This window comes from Candidatus Nanosynbacter lyticus (assembly GCF_030253515.1).
Classification (GTDB): Bacteria; Patescibacteriota; Saccharimonadia; order Saccharimonadales; family Saccharimonadaceae; genus Nanosynbacter; species Nanosynbacter lyticus_A.
Genome location: NZ_CP124549.1, coordinates 786,605 through 810,340 on the forward strand (window position 1 = coordinate 786,605; position 23,736 = coordinate 810,340).

Consider the following 23,736-nt stretch of genomic DNA (forward strand, 5'->3'; position numbering starts at 1 on the left):
GATTATAACGACAGTCTCCGTATTACACCCCCGTGTCTCGCCGACAAAATCCGATCAGCGCCACGCCGAGTGCCACCAAGCTCACACAAACCAAAACGACCAATTTCCCCAAGTCCAACCCGTCCATCAAAGTACCCGGAATATTGTAATAATGGATCAGCGACCAGACATCGTAGTCTTTCCAACTTTCGATCAGCTTGGCGGTAATTGACAGGGCATACATTCCTAGAAAAATTAGACTACCAACACCGACAGCCAGCCCGCGCCTACCTGTCACTGCCTGAGTGACAAAGGCGAGGCTACCAAAACTAAGCCCCAAAAACCACAAACTCACACAAGCCCCGACAACGTGCGTGAGGTTTGGGTGAAAGTCGAACAACGGACCGATGAGCGCAATCGTCATACACAATAACACTGGAGGAATCACCAACAATCCTGCCATCGCCGCATATTTTTGCAGTACAATCGTCACGCGAGTCCGTCGACTAGCAAGCAGTAACTCCAGCGTGCCCGAATCTTCTTCTCGGCCAATTACCCCAGCGCCTAAAATAATCGCTGTAATCACCACGCCGACCATCGCCACTAGCGGAAATAGCTCAATGCTCAGCCAGCCTTCTGGCGTGGTGCCAATCGCCAAATCGCCAACCACCGCTTTCATGCCAGCCGGCATCATGCTGACAAACGGACTTAATTGATCGCTAAATTTATTGAACAGCGCCGAAAACAACACCGCCACAACACTAACACCAATACCCAAAAACAGCGGCAACTTGTAATTTTGCCGCACCGTCTGCCACATCATCGCTTTGCCTCCTCGCCTTCATAATACCGCATAAATAACTCCTCTAGTTCTAACTCTGATTCACGCAATAGTTTTGGTTGGTATTCGGCGATGAACGAGACAAACTCCGTCGCGTCGCCCTTGACGGTGAACTCATATTCGTCGCCACGGTGTTGAACGTCGGTGATGGACGGTAGTTTTCTGGCTGCCGCTAGGGACGGTTTTTTGGCAAAGGTCACAATGTAGCGGTGCGTTGACAGGTGTTTCATGGTCGCAATATTTTCAATGGCAATCAATTTTCCATCGCGAATAAAGCCAGCACGGTGGCAAATTTTTTGCACTTCAGCCAGGTCGTGACTGCTGACGAACACTGTGGCGCCTTGCTCGGAAGCTTCGCGCACCAAGTCATAAAATACCTGCTTCATCAGCGGATCCAGCCCGCTGGTTGGCTCATCCAAAATTAGCAATTTCGGGCGGTGCATAAAGGCTTGAATCAGACCAATTTTCTGACGATTACCCTTGGAAAGCTGGCGAATCGGTCGATCCAGCGCCGCCTCAAAACGCTCAGTCAACTCATCAACATAGCGCCAATCAACCTTCCGACCCGTCCGCGCCAAAAATTTCAGCAATTTCCGGCCAGTCATAGTTTCATACAGGGCGATGTCGCCCGCCAGATAACCAACCTGATCATGAAGGGCTGTTCGCTCCTCAACACTCTTCCCGCCCAACAACTCTACCCAGCCGTCCGTCGGCCTCAAAAAATCCATCACCGACCGAATCGTTGTACTTTTACCCGCACCATTCGGCCCAAGAAAACCAAACACCTCGCCTTCGCGTAGCTCCAGCGATACATTGTTGACTGCCAGTTTATGACCAAAGCACTTGGTCAGCCCGTGTAATATCAGCGGTGAAGTATCACTCATAACGACTCCTTTTTATAGTCATTACTTGCTATGGTTTAAGTATATAACATGGTAGGGGTTTACGCCACCAAACCAAAACGTAACTTTCTTTAATTGTAAGTAGTCTCAGCTAGCCAACTCTCAGAAATGCAAACTGAAAGTAGAGCCCTGACCTGGTTCGCTTTTAACGCTCAATTGATAGCCGTTTTTGTCAGCCACCGCCTTAGCGATAGCCAGTCCGAGTCCATAGCCCGAACTGTGCCCACGCGTGCGCGCCTCATCACTACGATAAAATCTGTCAAAAATTTTCGCCTGGTCTTGTTTGGCGATGCCAATACCTTGGTCAACGACTGACAGCGTTTGCCCGTCCAGCCGAATGACTACCGTACTGCCTGGCGGTGAATATTTGATGGCGTTATCGATCAGCGTACCCAAAATTTGCGCCGCCGCCGCGACTGCGACCGTGTGCGTTACTGACGGCACTTGCATATCTAGCACTACTTGTTTTTTGTCAGCCACCGGCTGATAGCGATCAACCGTGTCGCGGACAAGTTTCGCCATATCGACCGCCTGTTTTTCAATCTGCTGATTATCGACCTGGGTAAGTTGCAACAAATTGTCCGTCAGCTCACACAATTTTTCAACCTCGTCAATATTGCGCTGAAATACCGCTCTCGCCTTTTTCTCATCCAGCGTTTTTTTGCGTAGCGCCACTTCGTTGGTGGTCATTAGCGCCGTCAGTGGCGTCCGCAGCTCGTGACTAGCATCCGACACAAATTGCACCTGGGCCCGCATTGCCCGCTCAATCGGCGTCAAGGTTCGCCGCGCCAACAGCAAACTCAACCAATACCCAATCAACAACATCACGCCGTTCAGTACTATCAATGACATAACGACCGACCCACGGGTTTCGCGGTTGCGCTGCTCCAGGCGGCGACTAAACTGACGTTCGACGAGCTCTGGTGGCTGCTGAGCGTGTTCGCTCGGTGGCAATGGACGATTTAATTGCACAGAAGTGATGGCATAAATAATCACACTAAAGGCTAGCGACAGCGTCATAATCACCGCCAAGTAGCTCAGCGCTAGACGCCTAACGCGCTGCTGTTTCATGACTTATCCTCCAGTTTATAGCCAAAGCCGGGGACAGTGTGAATCAATTTTGAGTCAAATGGTTTGTCGATTTTTCGGCGCAAAAACATGATGAATAATTCAACATTGTTCGGCAAGACATCGGCATCAAAATCCCACACGTGCGAGATGATTTGCTCTTTGGACAAAACCTTGCCAGCGTTGCGCATCAGATATTCCAAGACGCCGTACTCTTTGGCGGTCAAGTTAATTTCCTGATTCGCCCGCATTACTTTTTTCAGACTCGGATCAAGCGTCAAATCACCAACCCGCAAGACTTCTTCCAGCCTCTCGTTCGGACGGCGCAACAACGCTCGAAGACGCGCCAATAGCACCTCAAAGCTAAACGGCTTCGCCAAATAATCATCAGCGCCCATATCCAAGCCTTCGACAATATCCCGCTCGGCATCACGCGCTGTCAACATCAAAATCGGCGTCTGATTACCGTCTTTGCGTAGCGCCCGACAGACCTCATAGCCATTCATTTCCGGCAGCATCACGTCAAGAATAATCACATCGTACTCATCCGCCGTCGCCGTCCGATACCCCTCATCGCCATCATGCGCCACATCAACCGCATAGGCTTCATCTTCCAAGCCTTCTTTCAGCGACCGGGCAATGGCTACGTCGTCTTCTACTAGTAAAATTCTCATTAACTAATTGTCCTCTTTTTCAACTTTAACACAGACATCTGAAAAATTGCTTAAAGCTCCTCGCTCAAAAGTCGCTTAGTCGTCGCAATGAATGACAATTCTAGTACCATCTCCCGCTACAACCTTACATTTACCGCCGACAGGATACGTGAACTTCGGGTCGGTGTGACCAAAATCAAGATTGACCACCACTGGAATTTTTGAATCGATATTCTTTGAAAGAATGATGTCGCTAATCATGTCGTCAATCGCCCGAGATTCGCCCTGAAAACGCCCAACCAAAATTGCTTTTATCTGACGAAAAAATGACTGCTGCATCAATGCCTGCACGTGACGCTCAAGCGTTTCAGGAATTGAATCATAGCTATCGTCTTCAATTTTCGGAAAATATTCCGTACCGTTCAACAAGTTCAGGCTACAAAGATTACCGCCAATCATCACCCCTTCAGCCGACCCGCTCTGCACGACTCGCGGCCCATTATTTTCCAAAGCTTGGCGCGGCGAAGCTTCGTCATAATTCCACGGAAAATCGTAAAATATTTCCGATTGCTGAACGATAAATTCTGCCGGATTATCCGCAAACAAACACCGCCGAAAATACTCCAACGAATAATTAGCCTCTGGTAGCAAACCAAAACAATAGAAATTTGGCATCGCATAAGTCACCAGCCCAGTTTTTGCCAAAATCGCATGATTGAGGACGGTAATATCAGAAAAGCCACCAAAGAGCTTCGGATTGTCTTTAATAATTTGCCAGTCAATTTTACCAAGCAGCTGGTTGGAATTAAATCCGCCGATAGCCGCCAGAATACACTTCACGTTTTCGTCCATAAATGCTGCGTGTAAATCTTCAACCTTCTCATCGTCCGTCGGACAACCTCGCTGATTTCGAGAAAAAGCATTTTTGCTAAACGTAACCTTTAGCCCAAGTGATTCTAGGGCTACTTTCGCCCGATCTAAAACTCTTTCGTCAATATCGCTCGCTGAGCGCGCTGGTGCAATTACCCTCACTTCATCGCCTGGCTGTAATTTATCTGGTATCATATATTTCCTTTCCTAAAAATTAATTAATCAAAAAACCTCCCGCAGGAGGCATAAAACAGCAATAAAACACCTCCTGCTTACATGTGGAGATGATGATGGATTGAGAGTAAATTCATCATAGTTTCAGCATATCATAGCCATACTGAAAGATTAAAGCAATGAGCGAACTTCCACTGCTAGCACACCATAATGTTTTTGGTCAGCAGCAGAATAATATTTGTTGTATTCGGCAGCGGCAGCTTCGGCACTGGTGGCGTGCGGAATAACACGGTGGTAACCCTCGACCTGCACCATTTCTAAAAAGGAATTGTAGTGGCGGATGGCGATAATCTCCACGCGTGCTTGATCTGGTTCGCCGTCGTGTAGTATTCCTTCGGCATCGCGAACATCGCGGCGCAGGCGAATCTTATCGCCGACTCGGTACTCGGCAAACTTTCCACGATTCAACCGACCTTCAACCGTCTTCCGCCCGGCGATAATATCGTCGAGTAATTTTGATTCTCGTCCTGAGTACCAGATTTTCATAATTCCTACAGTGTTGTATCTTTTTTATAGTTTTTCTTAACCCCTAGCCAGCAGCGGTGTCATAGTAAAATTATAGCACAGCCTATAAACGTGTTTCTGCTAGGCATGCCTACCAAACTACAATAAAATCTTTAGGTTAGGCAAACCTTAAACGGCTATCGCCTGCGCCTCTGGCCAAATTCGCTACACCAGCCGTTTGCCGCGAGCCATCAGTCGCACCCAAGCATCGCCATAAGCTTGGTCGACTGCCATCAATCCCTTATGCCGCAAGTCCGCCAGCCAATCGTCCAGTTCATCTGCATCACCGTCACTGGCCTGTGGATTTTACAACCAGTCGTCATATGGCTACTCGTCCAACTGTTCGGAATAACCAGCACTTTTGGTTTGAGCATGGCAAAATTAGCCGCCACCAGCATCAGTCTGATGTGGAATTTCGTATGGTACCGAATCGTATTTCAAGGAACAAAGAAAAAACACCTCCGTAGAAGTGTCTTTTCTTGGCTCCGGGGGCGGGGTTCGAACCCGCGGCCTATTGGTTAACAGCCAACCGCTCTACCGCTGAGCTACCCCGGAATACGTGTCGTATTATAGCGAGTTTTCAATCAGTTGTAAAGTTACCGGCGGACGATTTCCAGGGCTTTTTTCAAGATCTCTGTCTCCAGGCGCGATTTCTCATCATCCATCGCTTCCCGCTGCTTAATCTCCTTTGCCAAATTTTGCCACCACGCCTCTTTTTCCGACTGGCACAGCGCCAGTGACCGCACCTCGCCGTCGCGCTTATCTAACATCCCGGCCGCCACCAGGTTATCGACATGCTTCGCCACCGTTGAGACCGACTTATACCCCAGTGCCTGCATAATTTCCCGCAGCGTCGGGCTATAGCCATTACCCTTGATAAAGCCATCGATGAAATCTAGCAGTATTTTTTGCTTTTTTGTTGGCTGCATGCCTTTAGTATAACCTGCCCGAGTTATTTGCGCTATACTAAAGAGGTGAAGCGAATATCATCGACGATACGTGTGTGGCTGCTGGCCGCCGTACTGTTTGGCGGCGCACTGTCCTTGCAGCCGAGCATCAGCCTGGCAATGCTCGATTTTCCATCATTCCGCATTGGACTATATCAAGTGGCGGTGATCGGCGTGGTTGGCTGCGGTCTTGGCATAATGGTGCGCCAGCGACTGTGGCCTCGGGGGCGATGGTGGTGGCTGAGCATTGGTATGCTGGCTGTCACCAGTATCGTTGGGCTGTTATTATCTTATGTCCGAGCGCGTACCGCATTATATACGGCATCGCTTTTATTGCTGCTGGTGGCCGCGGTATGTGCTGCTCTGATGTACCGGTCACTATCAGCGGGCAATCGGCGGCGCCTCATGACAATTGGCTTGTGGAGCGGCATCGTGTTTGGTGTGTTAGCGGTGCTGCAGCTCATCTTTGCTCACGTTGAGCCAACGGCGTTTGGTACGCTCTGCTCGGGCTGTCATGCTGGCGTGTTTGGCTTTGTCAGGATTAATCTGTTTGCTGCTGAGCCGCAATTTTTAGCAAGCAGCTTACTGCCAGCCCTGTTCGTTGGACTGTGCTGGCGAGAGCGACGGCGGCTGGCTGGCTGGAGCGTTTTTGGTAGCAGCGTGGCAATCAGCCTCACGTTTTCGCGCGGCGCGTTTATCGCGATAATTGGTGCGGGTATCGTGTATGGTATCGTCCGCTGGTGGCAGCGGTGTAGAAGCGGGTCTCGTTCTATTGACACCGTGGAGCCTATTCGTCGTGATACGTGGCGTCAGCTCGGCATCATCACGGCCGGGTTTGTGGTTGGATGCACTCTACTGCTGGTATCAGCGGTGGTTCGCTATCACAACACACCGCATATTGCCTATAATACTGCAGTGAGCATGCTTGACCAGTTGTCGCTCGGCCGCATTAAATTACCGCAAAAAAATACCATCCCAACGCCGGGCAGCACGCCCTCACCGCAGGTACCGCCAACCAGCGAGACTACAGCACCAGAGGCACCGCCCGCCACCCAGCCAAACCCGCTCGCACCATCAGCCAATTTCCAGCCATCGGGTTTCGTCGCCGCTTCGGCTAATGACCGACTCAACGCCGCTCGACTGGCGCTCCGAGCCTGGGCAGTAAGTCCACGCACCATACTCTTTGGGACTGGCCTTGGCAATCTCGGCAGCTTTATCCAACACCAGCTGCATCAACCGGTATCGACCGATCACACGGTGTATATTTTCTACGTTTTGCTGCTGAGTAATATTGGCGTTGTCGGTATGATACCGCTTCTAGCACTGCTTGCCGTCACGCTATGGCGCAGTGGCCGATGGCTACTAAAACCGTGGGGGCAATTTGCCTTACTATTAACGACGGCTATCGCCATCCACTTTTGGTTTTTTGGCAGCTTGATCAACTCGGTGCACTGCCTTGCATGGATTGGTATTTTCTTGTATAATCACCCCAAAGGTCATGAAGAAGAACTCTGATTTTTACTTCAAATTGGTGTTGATCGGGCTGGACGTACTGGCGCTAGTTGGTGCGTTCACGGCGGCATACATCATGCGCGTATCACTCGACACGCGACCCTTCCATGTGCAAATTGGGGCGCTGGAGTTTATCACGTCGATTGTGCTGATGCTGCCGCTGTGGGTTGTCTTGTTCTCGTTTTTTGGGCTATACGACCGTGAGCACTACATTCATCCGCTGCGTGAATTTTGGCGACTGGGCATGGCGGCGGTTTGCGGCATCATGATGATGATTTCCTTTAGCTTCTTTAGCAACACACCGCTCTTTCCGGCCAAGATGGTGGTGATTTATGCGCTGATCATCAGCTTTGTCATCTTGCTCATCCTGCGTAGCGCTGCCAATATCGTGCGGCTGCATCTGCTGCGCAAAAACATCGGCATCAAGCGTGTGGCGCTGGTCGGCAATGCCGAATCGACGCGAACGCTGGCAGAGTTTATCAGCGCCTATCCGTCAACTGGCTTTCATCTCAGTGCTATTGTGTCCAAAGATGAGCTTATCCCGCCGCGACTCAAGGGTTTGCGGCGTTCGACATTGGCATCGGCCTTGACTCGCGATAAAATTGACGCCATTATTCAGACCGACACTGCTCGCAGCGAAGCGCACTATAACTTGGCGGAGCAGCACTATCTTGATTTTTATCAAGCGCCAGCCCTCGACGGCCTGATGACGGCGCGCCATACGGTGGAGATTATCAATTCCGTGCCGCTAGCGTACATTCACCCAACGCCGCTAGCTACCGGCTACGGACGCGTGGTCAAACGGTTGATGGATCTCATCGGTGCGACCATTGGTATTATCATTACCTCGCCGATTATGCTGCTGGTAGCAATCGCCGTTAAGCTCGGCGACCCGCGCGGCCCCGTGCTGATGCATGGGCGGCAGCGGCGACGCTTGACCCAGTTTAATCGCCCGTTCAAGGTGTATAAATTTCGTTCACACTACGCCAAGTTTGACGGCAAAACTGACGAGGAGGTGTTCGCGATGATTGGTAAACCGGAGCTGATCGACGAATATCGGCAAAACGGTGATCGGCTCAACCACGACTTTCGCGTCACACCGGTCGGTCGTTTCATTCGCCGGTTTAGTCTCGACGAGCTGCCGCAGTTATTTAACGTTATCAAGGGCGATATTAGCCTCGTTGGGCCGCGGGCGCTGGTGCCGCACGAGCTGAGCAATTACGAGAAAAAGCACACGCTACTGACGGTCAAGTCTGGCCTGACTGGCCTAGCGGTTGTGTCGGGGCGGCGCAGTATCGGCTTTGAAGAGCGGCGGCGACTGGATCTTTATTATGTACAAAACTGGAGTTTGTGGCTGGATATCACCATCCTCCTCAAGACCTGCCTGGTCATCTTTAAGAAGGAGCCGTGATGCGCACCCAGCCGACCATTGCGATCGTTCATGACTGGTTGTATGGCGGCGGCGCCGAGCAGGTTGTTTTGGCGCTCCACCAGCTCTATCCTGAGGCCCCGATTTATACCTCGTACTGCTCGAGAACGTGGCGAGAGAAGCTTGATAACAAGGTGGTGACCGGGTATTTGCAGCATTGGCCATTCGCTCAGCTCAGGCGACTGCTGCCGGTACTCAGGCAGCGGTGGTTTGCGCGGCTGGATCTCGGGCAATTTGATATTATCATTTCCAGCTCTGGTAACGGCGAGGCCAAGTTTATCCGAACCACCCGCCCCGATCAACGACATATCTGTTATTGTCATACGCCGACGCATTTTTATTGGCGGCACTACCAGGAATACCTGCGTCGACCGAGCTTTCGACCGCGGTGGCTGGCGCGACTGGGCTTGCGGCTGCTAGTCCGGCCCCTCCGGCGACGTGATTATCAGGCGGCGCAGCGGGTTGATGTTTTCTTGGCTAATTCCACCGCCATTCAAGCTGATATCAAGCAATTCTATGACCGAGACAGTATCGTCGTCTTTCCGCCGGTACAAACAACCAGCTTTATGGCGCTCGCAAAAACCAGGCCACGCTCCGTCACACTACCCACCCGGCCGCGCTGCCTGGTGTGGGGGCGACTGGTGCCGATGAAGCGGCTGGACTTGGTAATTCAGGCCTGTCAGCAGCTTGGTTGGCCACTGGACATCATGGGCGATGGGCCTGATCGCGAGCGGCTGGAGAAGCTGGCGGGTGACTCGACGCGCTTTCTTGGCTACGTCAGTGACGAGGCCCGGGCTGCCGCCATTCAACAAGCCGACTTATTTATCTTTACCGCCCACGAAGATTTTGGCGTCGCACCAGTCGAAGCCTTGGCCGCCGGACTACCGGTGGTAGCGTACCAGGCCGGTGGCGCGCTGGATTATATCAACCCCGGTAAGAACGGCTGGTTTTTTGCTGAACAAACAGTTGAGAGCTTGGTAGCAACGCTACAGACACTGCCTGGTCAACAGGTCTCGCCGCGGGCCATCGCCGCTTCCGCTAAACCATTTGCCGAACATGCCTTTACACTCGCTATAAAGAAAATTATAACCAACGAAAGGAGGGGTGCTCATGCGCATCGCCATTGATGCTCGTACATTGCGGACGAGCACCGGCCGTTACGTCGAACGGCTGATTCACTATTTACAAAAAATTGATAACAGGAATGACTATATTATCTTGCTCAAGCCAAAAGACATGGATAGCTGGCAGGCCGATAACCCGCGCTTTCAGAAAGTCGCCTGTCCATTTGCTGAGTTTTCATTCGCCGAGCAGCGGGGTTTTAAGAAACAGCTGGAGGAGCTGCGCCCAGATCTCGTCCATTTTGCAATGGTTCAGCAGCCCGTGTGGTATCACGCCAGCCCAGTCGTCACCACCATGCAAGACCTCACCACCGTTCGGTTCAACAACCCTGACAAAAACCCGGTAGTCTTTTGGGTGAAGCAGCAAATTTATAAATGGGTCAACAAAAAAGTTGCTAGAAAGTCAGCTCATATTATCACCATCTCTGAATTCGTCAAGCGTGACTTGGTGGACTTTACCGGGGTCAGTCCAGACAAGATTACCGTGACACTTGAATCCGCTGACGAGCTACCAAAGGGTAATGATCCGGTCAAGGAGCTGGTTGGCAAAAAGTTCATCATGTATGTTGGCCGGCCGACGCCGCATAAAAATTTGCGGCGACTAATTGACGCATTTGAATTATTGCAACAAAAACACCCCGAGCTGACGCTGGCGTTGGCTGGAAAAAAGGACGGTAACTACGCTCGCCATGAAGCGTATGTTACTGAACGCGGTATGACAAATGTCATCTTCACCGGTTTTGTGTCGGACGAGCAACTGCGCTGGATGTACGAGCATACGGCTGTGTATTGCTTCCCGTCGCTGAGCGAGGGCTTTGGCCTGCCGGGTCTCGAAGCCATGCTACACGGCGCACCGGTCGCCTCAAGCACCGCCACTTGCCTACCAGAAACACATGGCGAGGCGGCGCATTATTTCGACCCATATAATGTCGAGGACATGGCGCGGGCAATTGATGAGATTTTGACTGACGAGAAACGACGCCACGAGCTCATCAAGAAGGGTAAGCAGCACGTCAAAACTTTCTCGTGGCAGCGAATGGCCGAGCAGACGTTGGCGGTATATGAGCAGTACGGCCGCCAGAGCACCAACTCATAGAGGACAATCCTGGCTCATTCACACGAGGCACTTACGTCTGCAACCATAACTTTTTAGACTGCGGCTCGGCTACTGGGCTATTTTTGCAATTTCTTCGCGATGTCGCCACACTTGGCGGCCACATCCCGCCGTGCCACCAACACACCGTCTGGTGTGTTGACCACCACCACATTATCAAGGCCGATGACTGCTACTGGCTTATCCGGCTGCTCGTTGCGAATATAGGTACTAGCGACGTCAATGGCATGAATGTTGTCACCGTATGCGTAATTACCCGACTCATCCTTGGCGACCGCGTCGTGTAGATCCTTAAAATTACCGATGTCCATCCAGTCAAAGCTAGCCGATACCATAGCCAGCTGATGAGCTTTTTCGATCAGGGCGATGTCGATGACTTGATTATCTAGCGCCAGGTACGCGTGATTGTAGGCCTCGCTACCAAAGTCAGCAATTGACGCCAGCGTCTGATAGTTCGACCACAAATCTGGAGCGCTCTGCTGCATTTCACGCATAAACACCTCGACCGAGCCAACAAAGTAGCCACAATTCCACAAATAATTTCCCGACTCAACATACCGCTTCGCTGTCTCGTAATTGGGCTTTTCCTTGAATGACTCGACATTATAGACGCCCGCTTGAGCATCAATCACCCCATCGCGCTGAATATAACCAAAGCCAGTTGACGGGAAGGTCGGCTCAATGCCAATAAGCGTAATACAACCACGCTCGCGAGAAATGCGCGCTGCTGTAGCAAACGAGTGGGCAAACCCCTGGACGTCACGTACATTATGATCGGAATGAATAAAGGCAATCGGCTCAGTCCGGTCATGGTGGCGATTGATATAATCCAGGGCCAACACGATACAGTGCGCCGTCCCCCGCCGTCCCGGCTCGATCAAAAAGGCCTCGTCCGGCAGCTCCGGCAGCTGCGCCCGTAGCGCCCCGGCGTGGCTGGCCTCGGTCACCACATAAATGGTATCACCGAGCTTTCTGGCCCGGTCATAGGCTTGTTGGACCATAGTGCGCTCACTAGTTAACGCCAAAAGTTGTTTTGGTTGAGTGGAGGTTGAGAGTGGCCAGAGGCGAGTGCCTGAACCACCAGCAATAATTACAGCTATCATACTATATAGTATACCGGGTTAGGAGTGCAAACGCCACCTATTCTTTAGAGGATCTCGCACCCATATCACAATGGGCCACTAGCGAGACCCGTCAGCGTCAACACCAACCTTGTAACCAAATAACATTGCTATAGCTTCTACTCTATCAAAGAACTCCTGTATCCGCTCGATCGTTGGATCTTTTGGCATTAATGTAAGTTCTTTTAGTATCATATCGCGCAGAGCAGCCTTCTTATCATCAAGCTCGTTCAGCAATTTGATGCGCTGTAGCTCGGCTGCATAGTCCTGAGGAGCCTCAGACTCCCTTCCTAGTAATATGTGGGCCTGCATTTCAGCTTGTTCGTAGCGCTTTCGGTCAAAATCAAGATTATCCGTTTCCTGCTCAACCATTGACTTTGGATATATCAGGTCGACCTTAATTTCACCGACACGCTCTCCATTAGCCATTGCCGCCAGAACAGTATAGTACATATATAGCCAGTTGTTCATTCCCGGTGCATCTGAAGGATAATCTAATAGGTGCTGCATCCCTTGACGATTGTAGCCCCGTGGACCAGCGAGTGCATCCGCCGGCATCCCTAGTATATACTCAAATAACCAGCCGATCAATTTTTCGGTACGCCGCTGGAATGGCGGCATTGATTCTTTCGAAGCCTCCGTCCGTCCGATAACGACAACTGAACACTTCTTCAACATCTCAGCAATCTTGAGTGCAAGATGTGCCATTGACTTCTCTGGCTCGAGAGTGATAATTTTATTTCCACCTTGATCTATGACAAATTTTGCACCTTCCCGTCGCTGACTGGCAATTCCCAACCGACGAGCAGATCGTACAAAAGCCCCGCGCGCGCGGAAGGCACCTGCGACTTTATCATCTGGCGACCCATCAATCACGACAAGTGGCAATTCTTGTTCGGACCACTCCTCTGCAGTATTAAGCGCAGCCTCAAGGCGAACATCGTCAGTATCAGGATAAAACGTCGCCGTCACTCCGACAGCCGGTGCTCCCTCTATAGGAGGGCTATTCCTTGGACTCATGCTCTCATTTTAACACAAAAGTTTAATTTGTCAATAACAAATCTGGTCTCTACCCTTCAAAAACGCTCTGTACGAACGATACCGCGTCTGCTACACGCTTCACGTTCTCACCCTGTTCGCCCGGGCGCATTTCGATTGACACCACGCCCTCATAGCCAATATATTTCAAGGCATCAGCTGCAGCACGATAATCAACATCGTCTCGATCATAAACTCGATCAAGCATCGGAGCGCTAACGTGAAAATGCTTCAAGATATCGCCATTGTTTCGTATCGATTCGCCAATATCATCGCCAGCTAACGCCATACACGCCGTATCAAGATGCAGACCGATCCCCTCCGAGTTAATCGTACGAACAAGCCGCGCACCTTCATCCGCCGTTGTCACGTAGTCACAATTGTATTGGGGGGCGTTTGGTTCGATACAGAGCATGGTATTATGCTGCTTGGCAACATCACCAAGCTCGGCAAAGAAGCGGCTTGCGATGCTGTCCGCCTCTTCTACTGACATCGCACCGCGCTGTCGATTCTTTGGCGAACCAAACACCAATCGACCAGCACCCATATCCCCAGCCAATCGCAAAAAGTCAGCCATATATTGCCGCATCTCGTCGCGAAGTTCGCTTGATTCAAATAGCTTTAGGTCAGGGCGCGCAAACAACATCGACTGAAAAGCCACAACCTCAATGTCGTACCCTCTCCACCACTCGACATATTCGTTAATTTGCTCGGGAGTCGCCTTGGTTGGATCATCCCAACGCTTCGTCGGCGCGATCTCGACACAGCGTACACCAAGCTCCCGCAGCTTTGCGGCGACCTCCGCCTCTTCTTCATTTGTCCATGCGATGTTCGATATAGCTAGTTTCATATGGTAATTATACCACTATTTATCCTATAGGCTATGCCGCGAGACCACACTGCTTTTTGAAGATTTCGATCTCTTTCTTAAGAACCTCCGGGTTCAAAGGACCCCTCATTTCGATTGATACCCAGCCATCGTAATTAGCCCCTCTGAGAGCATCCATATAGCCTCCCTGAGGAACCTCCGGTGCAACTGAAAGCCGCTTCAGCTCCGGAGCACTGGCATCAATACCGCGTACACTGTCTCTATGGTCACGAATCAGCGAAGCCAAATCCCCCGGCGTGTCCCCAGCGCCGAACATCGCCGCTGTATCAGGATGAATTCCAAATCCTGGATGATTGATGCGATCAGCCAGTTCCCCGGCCTGTTCTAAGCTTTCCACGAACTTGTTGCCATAGCCTGATAGCGGCTCGAATGCTATCTGGGTATTGTTATCATGGGCCGCAATAGCAACTCTACCAAACAGTTTAGCCGCTCTCTCCATAGCCTGCTCGCCACTAAGCTCTCCTGGGTTACGTAACCCCGGCGAGCCAAATGCCATCGAATCTGCACCGAGTGACCCAGCAAGGTTGGTTAGCCTCTTTAGGTGTTCTGTCAGATTTTTACCCTCTTCTTCAGTGCCGAAAATCTTCGCATTCTCTCCAATCCCATATGTCAACGATTGCAATCCAACGCACTCTAGACCGAAATTCCCAAGCCTTTTGCGATATTCCCCAGCTTCCCGCTCCAAAGTTTTGAGTCGATCTGTAAGCTCCTGCCCAGATAGATTGGCAATTTCTGATAAGCTTGGCCAAATAATCGTTGGCGCAACCACAAGACCTTCAACACCACTCTGCGACACGCGGTTTAGTGCTGCTCGTTGATCTTTACCAAAGGCAATATTCGAGATGGCAAGCTTCATTGACTCCTTCGAACTCATGCCCGCATTATACCATGATTACTTATTTTTTGCAACAAATTCCTTGATGCCGGCCAGCTCTTGCTCCTTTGTGTATAGATAGTCACCGTCACCACCATACACCTCAGCATATTTACTATGCATATCCCAATAGGCGGGCGTTACTCCCTCCGGCGTGTTAGTAAACTCCATACCAAAGGCAACCTTGGCGACTTCCCGCGTGCTGACTGGTGGCGTCGCAAAATTAACCAGCGGCAGATTATTCTCTAAAGCAATGGTGATATCGCGCCAAATATTGGCGAGATTATAGTACTGATACATACCATCAGCATGAATTTTTTCAACCATGTTGTTATTCATCAGATCATAAATAACATTTTTCTTCAGTCCGTCGCCAAATAGCCCCGGCAGGCGAACAATCGTCGTGTCAAAGTTCTCACGGCAGAATTGCTCAAGATAATATCTATTAACTCCGTATGGTAAAAGTCCTTCGGTTTCAATAGGCGTATCTTCGTTAGCGCCATTTGGGTTTTTATAAACACCGACTGTTGAAATTAGGACGAGCTTCTTAATCTTTGCCTTTTTGATATGTGAAATAAACCCTTCAATCTCCGCACGGTCAACCTCTGGCTCCTGATTGATCCGCCACATTTCAGCACGGTTTGCAGCGCTCACCACCAGGTCGTACTCTTGACCTTCAATGTCAGCTATATTTTTGCTGTTATAATAATCGTCAAACTCGTGTTGACTCTTTATATTTCCACCGACGAATCCGGTGTACCCAATTAATGCGGTTCTCATAATATATTCCTCCTATGTCTCATTATGTCAAATTCCATATAAAACACAACGATGGCCAGTATGGACATGGAGCGATATCAATTATAGAATGGTTTAGGCACTATGAAGAAACCTAAAATTTTAGGCCAGATAACTCTTAAACAAGCACTGCTTTTTACCGCAGTATTTATAGGTATTGCCCACTTATTGGTCTTCGTAGGCTACGCTGTGTTCGCAGCTCTCGGGAATGGCCTAGCAATGGATTCCTATGCAGCCAATGGGACGTTCCAACTATATAACCCTCTCCGGCGGCTGCTTGATGGTGAAGTTTTAGCACGAGACTTTCCGTTTTTTCACGGGGTAGGAGTTCCCCTGCTTCATTTCCCCTTGTTTTACATCATGGGGCACAACTTATTTGCTGTAGAGGTTGCAAAGTTACTAGTATCACCACTCATATTCCTCATCTCGTCTTTCTTGCTATTTTGGGCTTACTTCAAAAATGTAAAGAAAGCGGTCTTTACAACAAGTATATTTACCGTCATTTCACTACTGTGCATCGATGCGATTTGGGCGGGTAATTCCCTTCTAGGCCTCAGGACGGCGTTTCCATTCATTGCAGCAGCATTTATGTTATGGCACCCAGACTGGCATGTTAACATCGGTAAACATAAGATGAGAGTCGACTTTTATTATCCTATTCTCTATACCCTCATGGGGATCTCCGTCGCCTGCGGAACCGAACAGGGTCTCGCATTCATTCTTGCTTATGTACTCATCAGAGGGGTTCAATATATTCGTTCCAAAGAGATGATAAAAAAGCGAGTGCTGGCATTTATTGGCGAGTTATGTGGTGTAGCACTGGCTACGTATGTCGTGCTTTCAATTATGACGCTTGGCCATGCGTATGAGGCACTTTACTATGCACTCGTTGAGGTTTCAGGCGACCAAGGATGGTACTTTGGCGCTCCGCCGAACAGTTTTTTGCAATTAAGCAATCTTGATCAGTTATTCACCAACCGGATGCTATTCTACATGCTGCCCATCATTATCGGCGGTATTGTTGCCTATATAATTGGTGTAAAGAAAGCTCTACTGTCCAAAAAAGAAACGTTCGTTTTCTCTATCTTGCTACTATATGGCCTGGTGGTGTTTGCTGTTTCTGCCACTGGTTACTGGGCACCCAGTGCGCAGCTCATACCACTGGAGCGAGCAGCAGGAGTTATTCTCGTGGCGATAGCAACTCGTGTGATATATAACCTGATCCGAGCAAAAAAATCGACTCCTAACGCTAAAAGTAAGGGCTTCTCGGTCTTAGCATTCGGGTTGTTGCTTGGTAGCATCATCGCCCTAGGATATAACACTGCGGTATTTCTACAAAAAAATGATTGGATGCCGCTAAGACACATTATTACCGAGTCAAAAAAGGCCAGGCATTCTACTGATGATGCTGAATATATCAGCACCGCCTGGAGGAAGCGCCTCGAGGCCTTTGCTCCACATATTGAAAAGGGGGCACGTGTCTGGTCTACCTACACCAGTGTTTATGATTCGATTCGCCAACAGAAGAATGGATCTTCGGGGGGTGAAGACTATATTATACACGCCCTAGGCCCCGCCAGAAGAAATCGTTACACTCAAGATTTTATAACACAAAAGCCTGATTACGTCATAACCCTAAATCCCTCATATTTTAAATATGAGGAGTGGCTGTGGACTCGTCACTGGGCATTTTATAAGGAGCTTCAGGATAACTACACTATCATTGCAACAAATGATTCTCATGTTTTGTGGAAACGTCAGGCGAGTACTGTAGTCCAAGAAAAGACGAATCACCCGAAACACCACATACAAAAAGACGCAAACGGAGATTATGTCATTACTGCTGGTGCCGCAAACAATATACGCGTGTTTGAAGTGTCGGTTCGCTACAGTGCTAGAAGCGTTCTACCTATGACCGCTAAATTACCCAGATACCTCTTAGAGTTATCTGGGTCATCACTACAAAAACATCCTGTGTCGCTACCACAATACGACACGGGCTGGAGCTTCCCTGTGGCGCTGGCACCAAATGATTCATCCATACGAATTTCGCCAAAAGTTTATAGTTTGATACCGGGAGCTTCTCTGGAAATACAAGACGTATCTTACCGCGAGGTCACCGCCCAAAACAACCTGTACATCTATCAAAGTAACTTTTGCCTACATAACGCTAATAAATGCGAAGGGATTAGTAAACGCTAGCTATGAGCGACGGCCTTCTTTCTTTGGTCGGCTTAATATTATCGTGAATAGTCCGGACAGTATCGCCGCAAAAACCGACCAATACATATACCGATAATCAACCGCCACCGCCATAGGAACGTACGCCACGATATATATAAGACCCGACAAAGCCACTGCACAGGTAAGGCGTCGTTGCCTATGTTCTCGCACTCTCCTGCTCGTATAGTAAATGAAGACAAGGACAGCAAGATATAGCCATGGCTGAAAAATCAGAGGGATATTCGCCTGAGCACCGCCTTTAACATATGCCGCTAGACCACTGATGGCATATTCATTCTTTACCGCGGCACCGACCTGGTTTTGCTCAATGCCGGGCTGAAAAATATACATACGCTCTGGTTGCGGAAAGAGAAATATCGAAAAAGTTGCCAACCGATATGATGCATATTTTATTGGATGTCTTATGATCGTCGATAGCCAATCATTAAATACATCTTGATGTTCGTTTTTGAGCGCTTCTCGCTGAGAAGCCGTTGTACATATGATATAAGAATTCATGATATCTTTTGTTTTATCGTGACAGGTGTCATGAATTTTTTTGTACATAGACCACCGACCGTGATGTTCTCTATCAAAATTAGCGACGTGAACTATATCATCAAGTTGTACGGCGGTAATCGGATGAGTTTTTTCGCTAGGCTGATTAATAACAATGGTGACACCAATCGTTACCACTAAACCAATTATTACACTAGCAAGACCGCTCCACACAGGAGGTCGCTTGATTAACAAGCTCGGCAATACGAACAGGATAGGCAGTACCGCAAACAATGCGTTATGTCGTAGCGTACCAGCATAGAGAATCAATAATAGTGCCAGTCCGACGATACCATACACAGCAACACGTCCTAGTGATTTTTTACTGCTTATGATGAACCAGATGAGGATTACCGCCAACGTCAGACTGAATGCCATCTGAACATCTTTCCATATCACGCCAGCAATATTCATTATATTGGGCAGTAGTACAATTATGTAGACGGAAAGAGCCCATGCGCGGTTACGAGTGTGCCGATACACGAGAATCGACAGCATAAACATAGCCGCGACAAGCAGCACCAGCTGAAAAATCAACATCGATGAGATGTGACCAGTTACTCTAATCAGAAATCCCCACAATCGCGTCATCACTGGCGGATGCCAATCGGTGAGGTGAGCTACGCCCGTGGCTTGCTCAAGCTGACTGATGGAGTCGGGTGACATATATCCAGGGTAGAAAACGATGACGAGCAGCATTAGCATACCTGCTGCTACTAACGCAGACTGGATATGAAATTTTGAGAGGCTATTTTTTATGCTTGTGATATTTTCCGGCCACCGCATAAAACAACACCTTCAGAACGTGCATATTTCCCTTAATGGGACTAATTTTTGTTGGCGTCTTGCCCTTTTTTGGATATGTTCGTACCACTGGCGTTTCGGCTGTCTTATACTGTTTACGGCGGCTGCTCTCGATAGCGAGGTAATAATGAAGTTCATAGGTTTGAAATATATCACGGAATACGGCAATGTCCGGGTCTTTGAGTAGCCTTGCACTGTAAGCACGGAAGCCATTTGTGGTATCGGTATGCTTCTGGCCAGCCGCGAGGCTTATCAGTGGCGCATGGATCAGGTGAAGGCCTATCTCTCTCGAAAGCGGCGTATTTACCGCCTTGCCGCCCGGTATAAACCGTGAACCCTGAATATGGTCATACCCCTGATCAAGCAGCTTAATAAAGTCAGGAATTCTCTCTATACTATCCTTGCCATTACCGTCAACAACCACAACGCCTTCATAACCCTCAGAAAGAGCCCAGGCGAACGCCATTCTCATCTGTGCACTTAACTTACCCTTGCCCCTTTTTGTCAATAAAGCGCGTACGTCTTGAGATTTCAAGAAATCAGCCTCAAGTGAACCATCAGTGCTACCACCATCAGCTACTACAATATCAATCTGTTTTGCTAATGGCTTCATTTTTTGTAGTTGCTTTTGAACACGCTCTCCCTCATTAATGACGAAAATACATACACAATATTTATGTTTTTTCTTGTTTATTTCATTTACCTCAAAGTCTGGAAACTCCCACCCTGGATGATCTCGGCGGATACGATCTTGCTTGTTGGTCGGAGCTTTTGTCATGATGTAATATTCTTCCTTTCTGCGTTCGCTAGTGACGTTGTACTACTTAGCTCGTCAAGCACATAATACCTGGCATCTCGTCTCGATTCTACTAGTATTTTACCAATGTATTCAGACAGAATTACCATAAATAAAAATAGGATGAAAAACATTCCTGATAGCTCAAGCGACGTCGACACCCAGCCCTCTGCAACATTCTTTTTGGTGAGAGCTATGACCACAACATAAAGCGCATACATCATATTTACAACACTAGCAAAGAACCCAACCCATGACATAAAGCGGAGCGGGTGTGTCGAGTGGCTGGTAATGATATCGAGCGCCTCTAGTGTCCCTCGCCCGAAGCCATGTTTTTTTACAGGATCAACCAGAGGTGAATAGGTATACTCGGTATATGAATAGCCGATAGTCCTTATCATGTGCCGAATGTGGCTATCATGTCGAGTTGATAGAGTTATCGCTCGTATGGCACGACGATTGAGAGATATAAGATATGTTGCTTGTAGTGGAATATCTATATTGATGTATTTGCGATTATACCAATAAAACAACCTGCGACCGATACCAGATTTTGACAGAAGGCGCTTTGTGGTTATGTCGGCAACACCCTGCACGATATCGTGTTTTTTATTCGCCTCAACAATGTTCATTACATCCTCTATGCCGTCAATAGCGGGATTAGTTACTACCGCATAATCGCCAATCGCCCCTTCGAGACCAGCAATAATGGCGATATCATATGTGTATTGTCGAGAGAGGCGGATAAGCCGCATACACGGCAGTTCATCGAGAAGCCCACTGACAGCAATCACACTATTTTGACCCAAATCATTATCGACAATTATAATCTCATAATTTGTGTAGCTATCCATTAATCTCTGTGAAAGCCCACGGCAATAGTCGGGAAAATCATCAAAGTCGCGCGTTACAACAATAACCGACACAAAGATATCTTGTTTACTCGATTTTTTATTTGTCTTAGTTGAACTATTTTTTGCCATATAGCTTGTCTAACTCCTCGTACACATCGTAAATATTATCTAGCTTACCGCCCATTATACAAACATACCCATCATAGCCCAAATTGGCCTTAAACAAAATGGGACGGCTATCATCATCTTCGCTCTTAACGAGCACTGTTTTTACCTCAACGATCGACTCCTCATATTTCATATCCTTGAGGGCAGGGATAAAGCGCACCACGTCGTTATACATTTGCTTGTAATTGCTCTGGAAAGAACTTTTGTCAAGATACGCATGTGTGTCAATTTTCTCAGCCGGCGTATCCTCGTTGTCGATCCATGACTCGTGCGGCGTATACCTGACATGAGAGAGTGTATATAATCCCCTGGAAGGAAATGGCATAATGGAAAAAAATGGACCATCCATCACCGTAATACTAAAGTCCTTTAGGTGCTCTGGCAAGCTCACCAAACACATTTCTGTAACTTCATGTTTCAGTCCAACAAGTGGTATATTTGATGCACGATGGAGCGTGTTGATGTTAGCATACGTGCAATTTAGCACAAAGTCACCCCTGAATTCGCCACCATCAGTGACAACGCACAGCCCATCTGGCGTTTCATCAATCCTCGTAACACGACAGCCTGTATGAAGCGTTATCCCCGGACGATCGTTAATTTGCCGCAGTAAGTCATCTCTCAGGGCGTGGGCATTAAAGGCATATTCTTTAACCTTAAAAACTTCTTCAATGAGATTTTTATTAAACATTTTTTGAATGTTTGGCGAAGCTACCGCTATATCTGCCTTGATCTTATCCGCAAAATTCTTGAATTGATGCGCATTAACCTTGGATAGATGCTTGGCAACAGCATAGTATTTATTAAAATCTGAATGAATTGCTGCCCCAAATTGCTTTGTGAAGCGCGGAAAATTAACCGCTGAACGATATCCCGTTAGAATACTTCTCGGGTAGTGATAGCCGTTGTGTACCCTGGCTTGGTTAACATATGACGCCCGAGTCATTGTCTGTTTTTCTTTTTCTAAAATATCAATATTCTTGACGCCCAGGGTGTCGTACAGGTACAGCGCTACACTCAATCCATAAAAACCACCGCCAATTATCACCGTTTTGTTACGCACGTTTTCTCCGTTTTTTAACTATGTTACCAATATACAAGCCAACTACCATATAGACAAACAGAAGCAGCGGCATATAGAATACGATACCGTTAATGTGGGCGTGAGGCAAAGCATGTCCAGGCATAAGAATTAACCAACTCAGTGCCCCAGCTAATGAAATGTGTAACGACCATAGGAATGAACGATAATACTTGAAGGACGGGTGTCGCCTCTTAAGATAGAATAACACTAAATACCCCACAAGTACCCAAACGAGTATCGACTGAACAATCTCACCAAACACCCCCTTGATCGATAGCGGCAAGCTTAATGCTGGCAATAGCACATAGTTACCTGCGTTTATTGCTAGATACTGATATGTTGAGCCTCTATCTTTCGCTAGCTCCTCCATGTTAATAAATCGATTGGCAAATTCATATGATTCAGGTAGAAGCGTCTTCAAGTTACCAACAGCATGTGTTCGCATCTTTCTAATTCCCGAAAGCCCTCTCTCCGATGCCCGCTCATTAATCATCTTGAGAGCGGTGTCTGAGGAGTGATAGTAATCAGAGAGTGCCATAAAGTTGGTTGCGTACGCACCAACAAAGGCCACGACAACCACGACACATGTCATGACGGCGTACCTCCACAGGCTGATAACTTTTTGTTTATTATTGACGAATTCAAAGAATATGATTGGTACAAGTACAGATATAGCAATTGTTGATATATACTCATAGCCGCCCAAAAGTTTTAAGAATAGCAATATGGTTTCACCGAGGTAGAATAGCCACATTTTCTTCGATGACTTACAGTATGAGTAACTCAGAAAGGCAAAGGCAAACGGAGCAAACATCAGCGGTTCTATCCAGTACATGTTTTGGGCGTAGCCGACAATCCACGGGCTAAATGCAACCAGTGTCGCGAATACTGCTGCGGCAACAAGGCCAAACAACTTCCTGACTCTAAGGGTTACAAGTGCCATAAGGGCCGCCATGGCTGCAGATAGAACTACATTAACCTTCTTAAAATATGACGGTAGTTTTGCATTGTCCTTTGGTGCTAGCGCGGTAATTATTCTCGCCTGTAGACCATATTGTGAAGCATAAGGTTTGAGCAGACTGGCGTCGCAATCTTCAGCCATCATGACTGAATTATAATCTTCATTTTTAGCAACGATTAGCGGCCCGCTATAACCAGATTTTTCCTTGCAACGAGCCGTCTTTTCTACTATAGCCGATGAGTCACGCTGAAAGCCATCAAACCATTCGCGCCACAAACCGACTCCAAAAACATTGCCAAAGAAAGATAAAAACAAAACCACCCAAACAACGCTAAAAAACAGTATGCTCTTTTTTCTCTCCATAATACTTACCATATAGTATCATAATTTAACG

The 23,736-nt window shown here is 48.3% G+C and carries 23 protein-coding genes and 1 tRNA gene; 5 read left to right on the forward strand and 19 right to left on the reverse strand.

What is annotated here, in order from left to right; translation table 11 throughout:
* Window positions 1–22: 22 nt before the first annotated feature.
* The 9 genes from NLML1_RS04240 to NLML1_RS04280 all read right to left on the reverse strand — a co-directional run bounded on the left by NLML1_RS04240 (window position 23) and on the right by NLML1_RS04280 (window position 5,980).
* Complete coding sequence (locus NLML1_RS04240; RefSeq protein ID WP_285441537.1) at window positions 23–802, reverse strand: ABC transporter permease; 780 nt, start codon at window positions 800–802, stop codon at window positions 23–25.
* Window positions 799–1,704, reverse strand: coding sequence for an ABC transporter ATP-binding protein (locus tag NLML1_RS04245; RefSeq protein WP_285441538.1), 906 nt, complete (start codon window positions 1,702–1,704; stop codon window positions 799–801). Before NLML1_RS04245 ends, NLML1_RS04240 begins: the two co-directional genes overlap by 4 nt.
* 120 nt (window positions 1,705–1,824) lie before the next feature.
* Window positions 1,825–2,793, reverse strand: coding sequence for a sensor histidine kinase (locus NLML1_RS04250; protein ID WP_285441539.1), 969 nt, complete (start codon window positions 2,791–2,793; stop codon window positions 1,825–1,827).
* Window positions 2,790–3,464, reverse strand: a complete 675-nt coding sequence (locus NLML1_RS04255; protein ID WP_285441540.1) for a response regulator transcription factor — start codon at window positions 3,462–3,464, stop codon at window positions 2,790–2,792. The genes NLML1_RS04250 and NLML1_RS04255 overlap by 4 nt, the downstream gene beginning before the upstream one ends.
* 75 nt (window positions 3,465–3,539) lie before the next feature.
* Window positions 3,540–4,508 (reverse strand): S66 family peptidase, encoded by a 969-nt coding sequence (locus NLML1_RS04260; RefSeq protein ID WP_285441541.1) that lies wholly within the window; start codon window positions 4,506–4,508, stop codon window positions 3,540–3,542.
* A gap of 150 nt (window positions 4,509–4,658) precedes the next feature.
* Window positions 4,659–5,033, reverse strand: coding sequence for an ASCH domain-containing protein (locus NLML1_RS04265; RefSeq protein WP_285441542.1), 375 nt, complete (start codon window positions 5,031–5,033; stop codon window positions 4,659–4,661).
* Between the two features lie 251 nt (window positions 5,034–5,284).
* Complete coding sequence (locus NLML1_RS04270) at window positions 5,285–5,425, reverse strand: hypothetical protein (RefSeq protein ID WP_285441543.1); 141 nt, start codon at window positions 5,423–5,425, stop codon at window positions 5,285–5,287.
* A gap of 106 nt (window positions 5,426–5,531) precedes the next feature.
* A tRNA-Asn gene (locus tag NLML1_RS04275) sits at window positions 5,532–5,606 on the reverse strand.
* A 41-nt stretch (window positions 5,607–5,647) separates the two neighbouring features.
* Window positions 5,648–5,980 (reverse strand): LexA family protein, encoded by a 333-nt coding sequence (locus tag NLML1_RS04280; protein ID WP_285441544.1) that lies wholly within the window; start codon window positions 5,978–5,980, stop codon window positions 5,648–5,650.
* A 45-nt stretch (window positions 5,981–6,025) separates the two neighbouring features.
* On the opposite strand from NLML1_RS04280, the gene NLML1_RS04285 reads away from it, so the two are divergent.
* Genes NLML1_RS04285 through NLML1_RS04300 form a run of 4 tightly spaced genes read left to right on the forward strand, consistent with a single transcriptional unit; the run spans window position 6,026 to window position 11,156 of the window.
* On the forward strand, window positions 6,026–7,513 hold the full coding sequence (locus tag NLML1_RS04285; protein WP_285441545.1) for an O-antigen ligase family protein: 1,488 nt from the start codon (window positions 6,026–6,028) through the stop codon (window positions 7,511–7,513).
* Window positions 7,497–8,921, forward strand: coding sequence for an exopolysaccharide biosynthesis polyprenyl glycosylphosphotransferase (locus tag NLML1_RS04290; protein WP_285441546.1), 1,425 nt, complete (start codon window positions 7,497–7,499; stop codon window positions 8,919–8,921). Before NLML1_RS04285 ends, NLML1_RS04290 begins: the two co-directional genes overlap by 17 nt.
* Window positions 8,921–10,066, forward strand: coding sequence for a glycosyltransferase (locus NLML1_RS04295; RefSeq protein WP_285441547.1), 1,146 nt, complete (start codon window positions 8,921–8,923; stop codon window positions 10,064–10,066). The genes NLML1_RS04290 and NLML1_RS04295 overlap by 1 nt, the downstream gene beginning before the upstream one ends.
* On the forward strand, window positions 10,050–11,156 hold the full coding sequence (locus tag NLML1_RS04300; RefSeq protein WP_285441548.1) for a glycosyltransferase family 4 protein: 1,107 nt from the start codon (window positions 10,050–10,052) through the stop codon (window positions 11,154–11,156). Before NLML1_RS04295 ends, NLML1_RS04300 begins: the two co-directional genes overlap by 17 nt.
* Window positions 11,157–11,233: 77 nt before the next feature.
* Here NLML1_RS04300 and NLML1_RS04305 read toward each other — a convergent pair whose 3' ends face one another.
* From NLML1_RS04305 to NLML1_RS04325, 5 genes are all read right to left on the reverse strand, one after another.
* A complete protein-coding gene (locus tag NLML1_RS04305; protein WP_285441549.1) occupies window positions 11,234–12,277 on the reverse strand; it encodes a mannose-1-phosphate guanylyltransferase in 1,044 nt (347 codons plus the stop codon).
* A 78-nt stretch (window positions 12,278–12,355) separates the two neighbouring features.
* Entirely contained in the window at window positions 12,356–13,315 is a 960-nt protein-coding gene (locus tag NLML1_RS04310) for a glycosyltransferase family protein (protein WP_285441550.1), read from the reverse strand.
* Between the two features lie 49 nt (window positions 13,316–13,364).
* Window positions 13,365–14,183, reverse strand: coding sequence for a sugar phosphate isomerase/epimerase family protein (locus tag NLML1_RS04315; RefSeq protein ID WP_285441551.1), 819 nt, complete (start codon window positions 14,181–14,183; stop codon window positions 13,365–13,367).
* Window positions 14,184–14,214: 31 nt separating this feature from the next.
* A complete protein-coding gene (locus tag NLML1_RS04320) occupies window positions 14,215–15,078 on the reverse strand; it encodes a sugar phosphate isomerase/epimerase family protein (protein WP_285441552.1) in 864 nt (287 codons plus the stop codon).
* A 36-nt stretch (window positions 15,079–15,114) separates the two neighbouring features.
* Window positions 15,115–15,876 carry an NAD-dependent epimerase/dehydratase family protein gene (locus tag NLML1_RS04325; RefSeq protein ID WP_285441553.1) on the reverse strand — a complete coding sequence of 254 codons (762 nt, stop codon included), beginning with the start codon at window positions 15,874–15,876 and terminating at the stop codon, window positions 15,115–15,117.
* 102 nt (window positions 15,877–15,978) lie between these two features.
* Here NLML1_RS04325 and NLML1_RS04330 point away from each other — a divergent pair, with 102 nt between their 5' ends.
* On the forward strand, window positions 15,979–18,096 hold the full coding sequence (locus NLML1_RS04330; RefSeq protein ID WP_285441554.1) for a hypothetical protein: 2,118 nt from the start codon (window positions 15,979–15,981) through the stop codon (window positions 18,094–18,096).
* On the opposite strand, the gene NLML1_RS04335 is transcribed toward NLML1_RS04330, so the two are convergent.
* The 5 genes from NLML1_RS04335 to NLML1_RS04355 all read right to left on the reverse strand — a co-directional run bounded on the left by NLML1_RS04335 (window position 18,097) and on the right by NLML1_RS04355 (window position 23,705).
* Window positions 18,097–19,341 (reverse strand): hypothetical protein, encoded by a 1,245-nt coding sequence (locus NLML1_RS04335; RefSeq protein WP_285441555.1) that lies wholly within the window; start codon window positions 19,339–19,341, stop codon window positions 18,097–18,099.
* Window positions 19,342–19,423: 82 nt separating this feature from the next.
* On the reverse strand, window positions 19,424–20,257 hold the full coding sequence (locus tag NLML1_RS04340) for a glycosyltransferase family 2 protein (protein WP_285441556.1): 834 nt from the start codon (window positions 20,255–20,257) through the stop codon (window positions 19,424–19,426).
* Window positions 20,254–21,258, reverse strand: a complete 1,005-nt coding sequence (locus tag NLML1_RS04345; RefSeq protein ID WP_285441557.1) for a glycosyltransferase family protein — start codon at window positions 21,256–21,258, stop codon at window positions 20,254–20,256. Before NLML1_RS04345 ends, NLML1_RS04340 begins: the two co-directional genes overlap by 4 nt.
* The gene (locus NLML1_RS04350; protein WP_285441558.1) at window positions 21,245–22,360 is read right to left on the reverse strand and encodes an FAD-dependent oxidoreductase; all 1,116 of its coding nucleotides are present in this window, start codon (window positions 22,358–22,360) and stop codon (window positions 21,245–21,247) included. The genes NLML1_RS04345 and NLML1_RS04350 overlap by 14 nt, the downstream gene beginning before the upstream one ends.
* Window positions 22,353–23,705: a hypothetical protein gene (locus NLML1_RS04355; RefSeq protein WP_285441559.1), complete on the reverse strand. Its 1,353-nt coding sequence runs from the start codon at window positions 23,703–23,705 to the stop codon at window positions 22,353–22,355. The genes NLML1_RS04350 and NLML1_RS04355 overlap by 8 nt, the downstream gene beginning before the upstream one ends.
* Window positions 23,706–23,736: the final 31 nt, after the last annotated feature.

Bases quoted from the DNA above. Each gene is read 5' to 3' on its own strand.
- NLML1_RS04240 (WP_285441537.1), bottom strand. From the start codon at position 802: ATGATGTGGCAGACGGTGCGGCAAAATTACAAGTTGCCGCTGTTTTTG.
- NLML1_RS04245 (WP_285441538.1), bottom strand. From the start codon at position 1,704: ATGAGTGATACTTCACCGCTGATATTACACGGGCTGACCAAGTGCTTT.
- NLML1_RS04250 (WP_285441539.1), bottom strand. From the start codon at position 2,793: ATGAAACAGCAGCGCGTTAGGCGTCTAGCGCTGAGCTACTTGGCGGTG.
- NLML1_RS04255 (WP_285441540.1), bottom strand. From the start codon at position 3,464: ATGAGAATTTTACTAGTAGAAGACGACGTAGCCATTGCCCGGTCGCTG.
- NLML1_RS04260 (WP_285441541.1), bottom strand. From the start codon at position 4,508: ATGATACCAGATAAATTACAGCCAGGCGATGAAGTGAGGGTAATTGCA.
- NLML1_RS04265 (WP_285441542.1), bottom strand. From the start codon at position 5,033: ATGAAAATCTGGTACTCAGGACGAGAATCAAAATTACTCGACGATATT.
- NLML1_RS04270 (WP_285441543.1), bottom strand. From the start codon at position 5,425: ATGCTCAAACCAAAAGTGCTGGTTATTCCGAACAGTTGGACGAGTAGC.
- NLML1_RS04280 (WP_285441544.1), bottom strand. From the start codon at position 5,980: ATGCAGCCAACAAAAAAGCAAAAAATACTGCTAGATTTCATCGATGGC.
- NLML1_RS04290 (WP_285441546.1), top strand. From the start codon at position 7,497: ATGAAGAAGAACTCTGATTTTTACTTCAAATTGGTGTTGATCGGGCTG.
- NLML1_RS04295 (WP_285441547.1), top strand. From the start codon at position 8,921: ATGCGCACCCAGCCGACCATTGCGATCGTTCATGACTGGTTGTATGGC.
- NLML1_RS04300 (WP_285441548.1), top strand. From the start codon at position 10,050: ATGCGCATCGCCATTGATGCTCGTACATTGCGGACGAGCACCGGCCGT.
- NLML1_RS04305 (WP_285441549.1), bottom strand. From the start codon at position 12,277: ATGATAGCTGTAATTATTGCTGGTGGTTCAGGCACTCGCCTCTGGCCA.
- NLML1_RS04310 (WP_285441550.1), bottom strand. From the start codon at position 13,315: ATGAGTCCAAGGAATAGCCCTCCTATAGAGGGAGCACCGGCTGTCGGA.
- NLML1_RS04315 (WP_285441551.1), bottom strand. From the start codon at position 14,183: ATGAAACTAGCTATATCGAACATCGCATGGACAAATGAAGAAGAGGCG.
- NLML1_RS04320 (WP_285441552.1), bottom strand. From the start codon at position 15,078: ATGAAGCTTGCCATCTCGAATATTGCCTTTGGTAAAGATCAACGAGCA.
- NLML1_RS04325 (WP_285441553.1), bottom strand. From the start codon at position 15,876: ATGAGAACCGCATTAATTGGGTACACCGGATTCGTCGGTGGAAATATA.
- NLML1_RS04330 (WP_285441554.1), top strand. From the start codon at position 15,979: ATGAAGAAACCTAAAATTTTAGGCCAGATAACTCTTAAACAAGCACTG.
- NLML1_RS04335 (WP_285441555.1), bottom strand. From the start codon at position 19,341: ATGTCACCCGACTCCATCAGTCAGCTTGAGCAAGCCACGGGCGTAGCT.
- NLML1_RS04340 (WP_285441556.1), bottom strand. From the start codon at position 20,257: ATGACAAAAGCTCCGACCAACAAGCAAGATCGTATCCGCCGAGATCAT.
- NLML1_RS04345 (WP_285441557.1), bottom strand. From the start codon at position 21,258: ATGGCAAAAAATAGTTCAACTAAGACAAATAAAAAATCGAGTAAACAA.
- NLML1_RS04355 (WP_285441559.1), bottom strand. From the start codon at position 23,705: ATGGAGAGAAAAAAGAGCATACTGTTTTTTAGCGTTGTTTGGGTGGTT.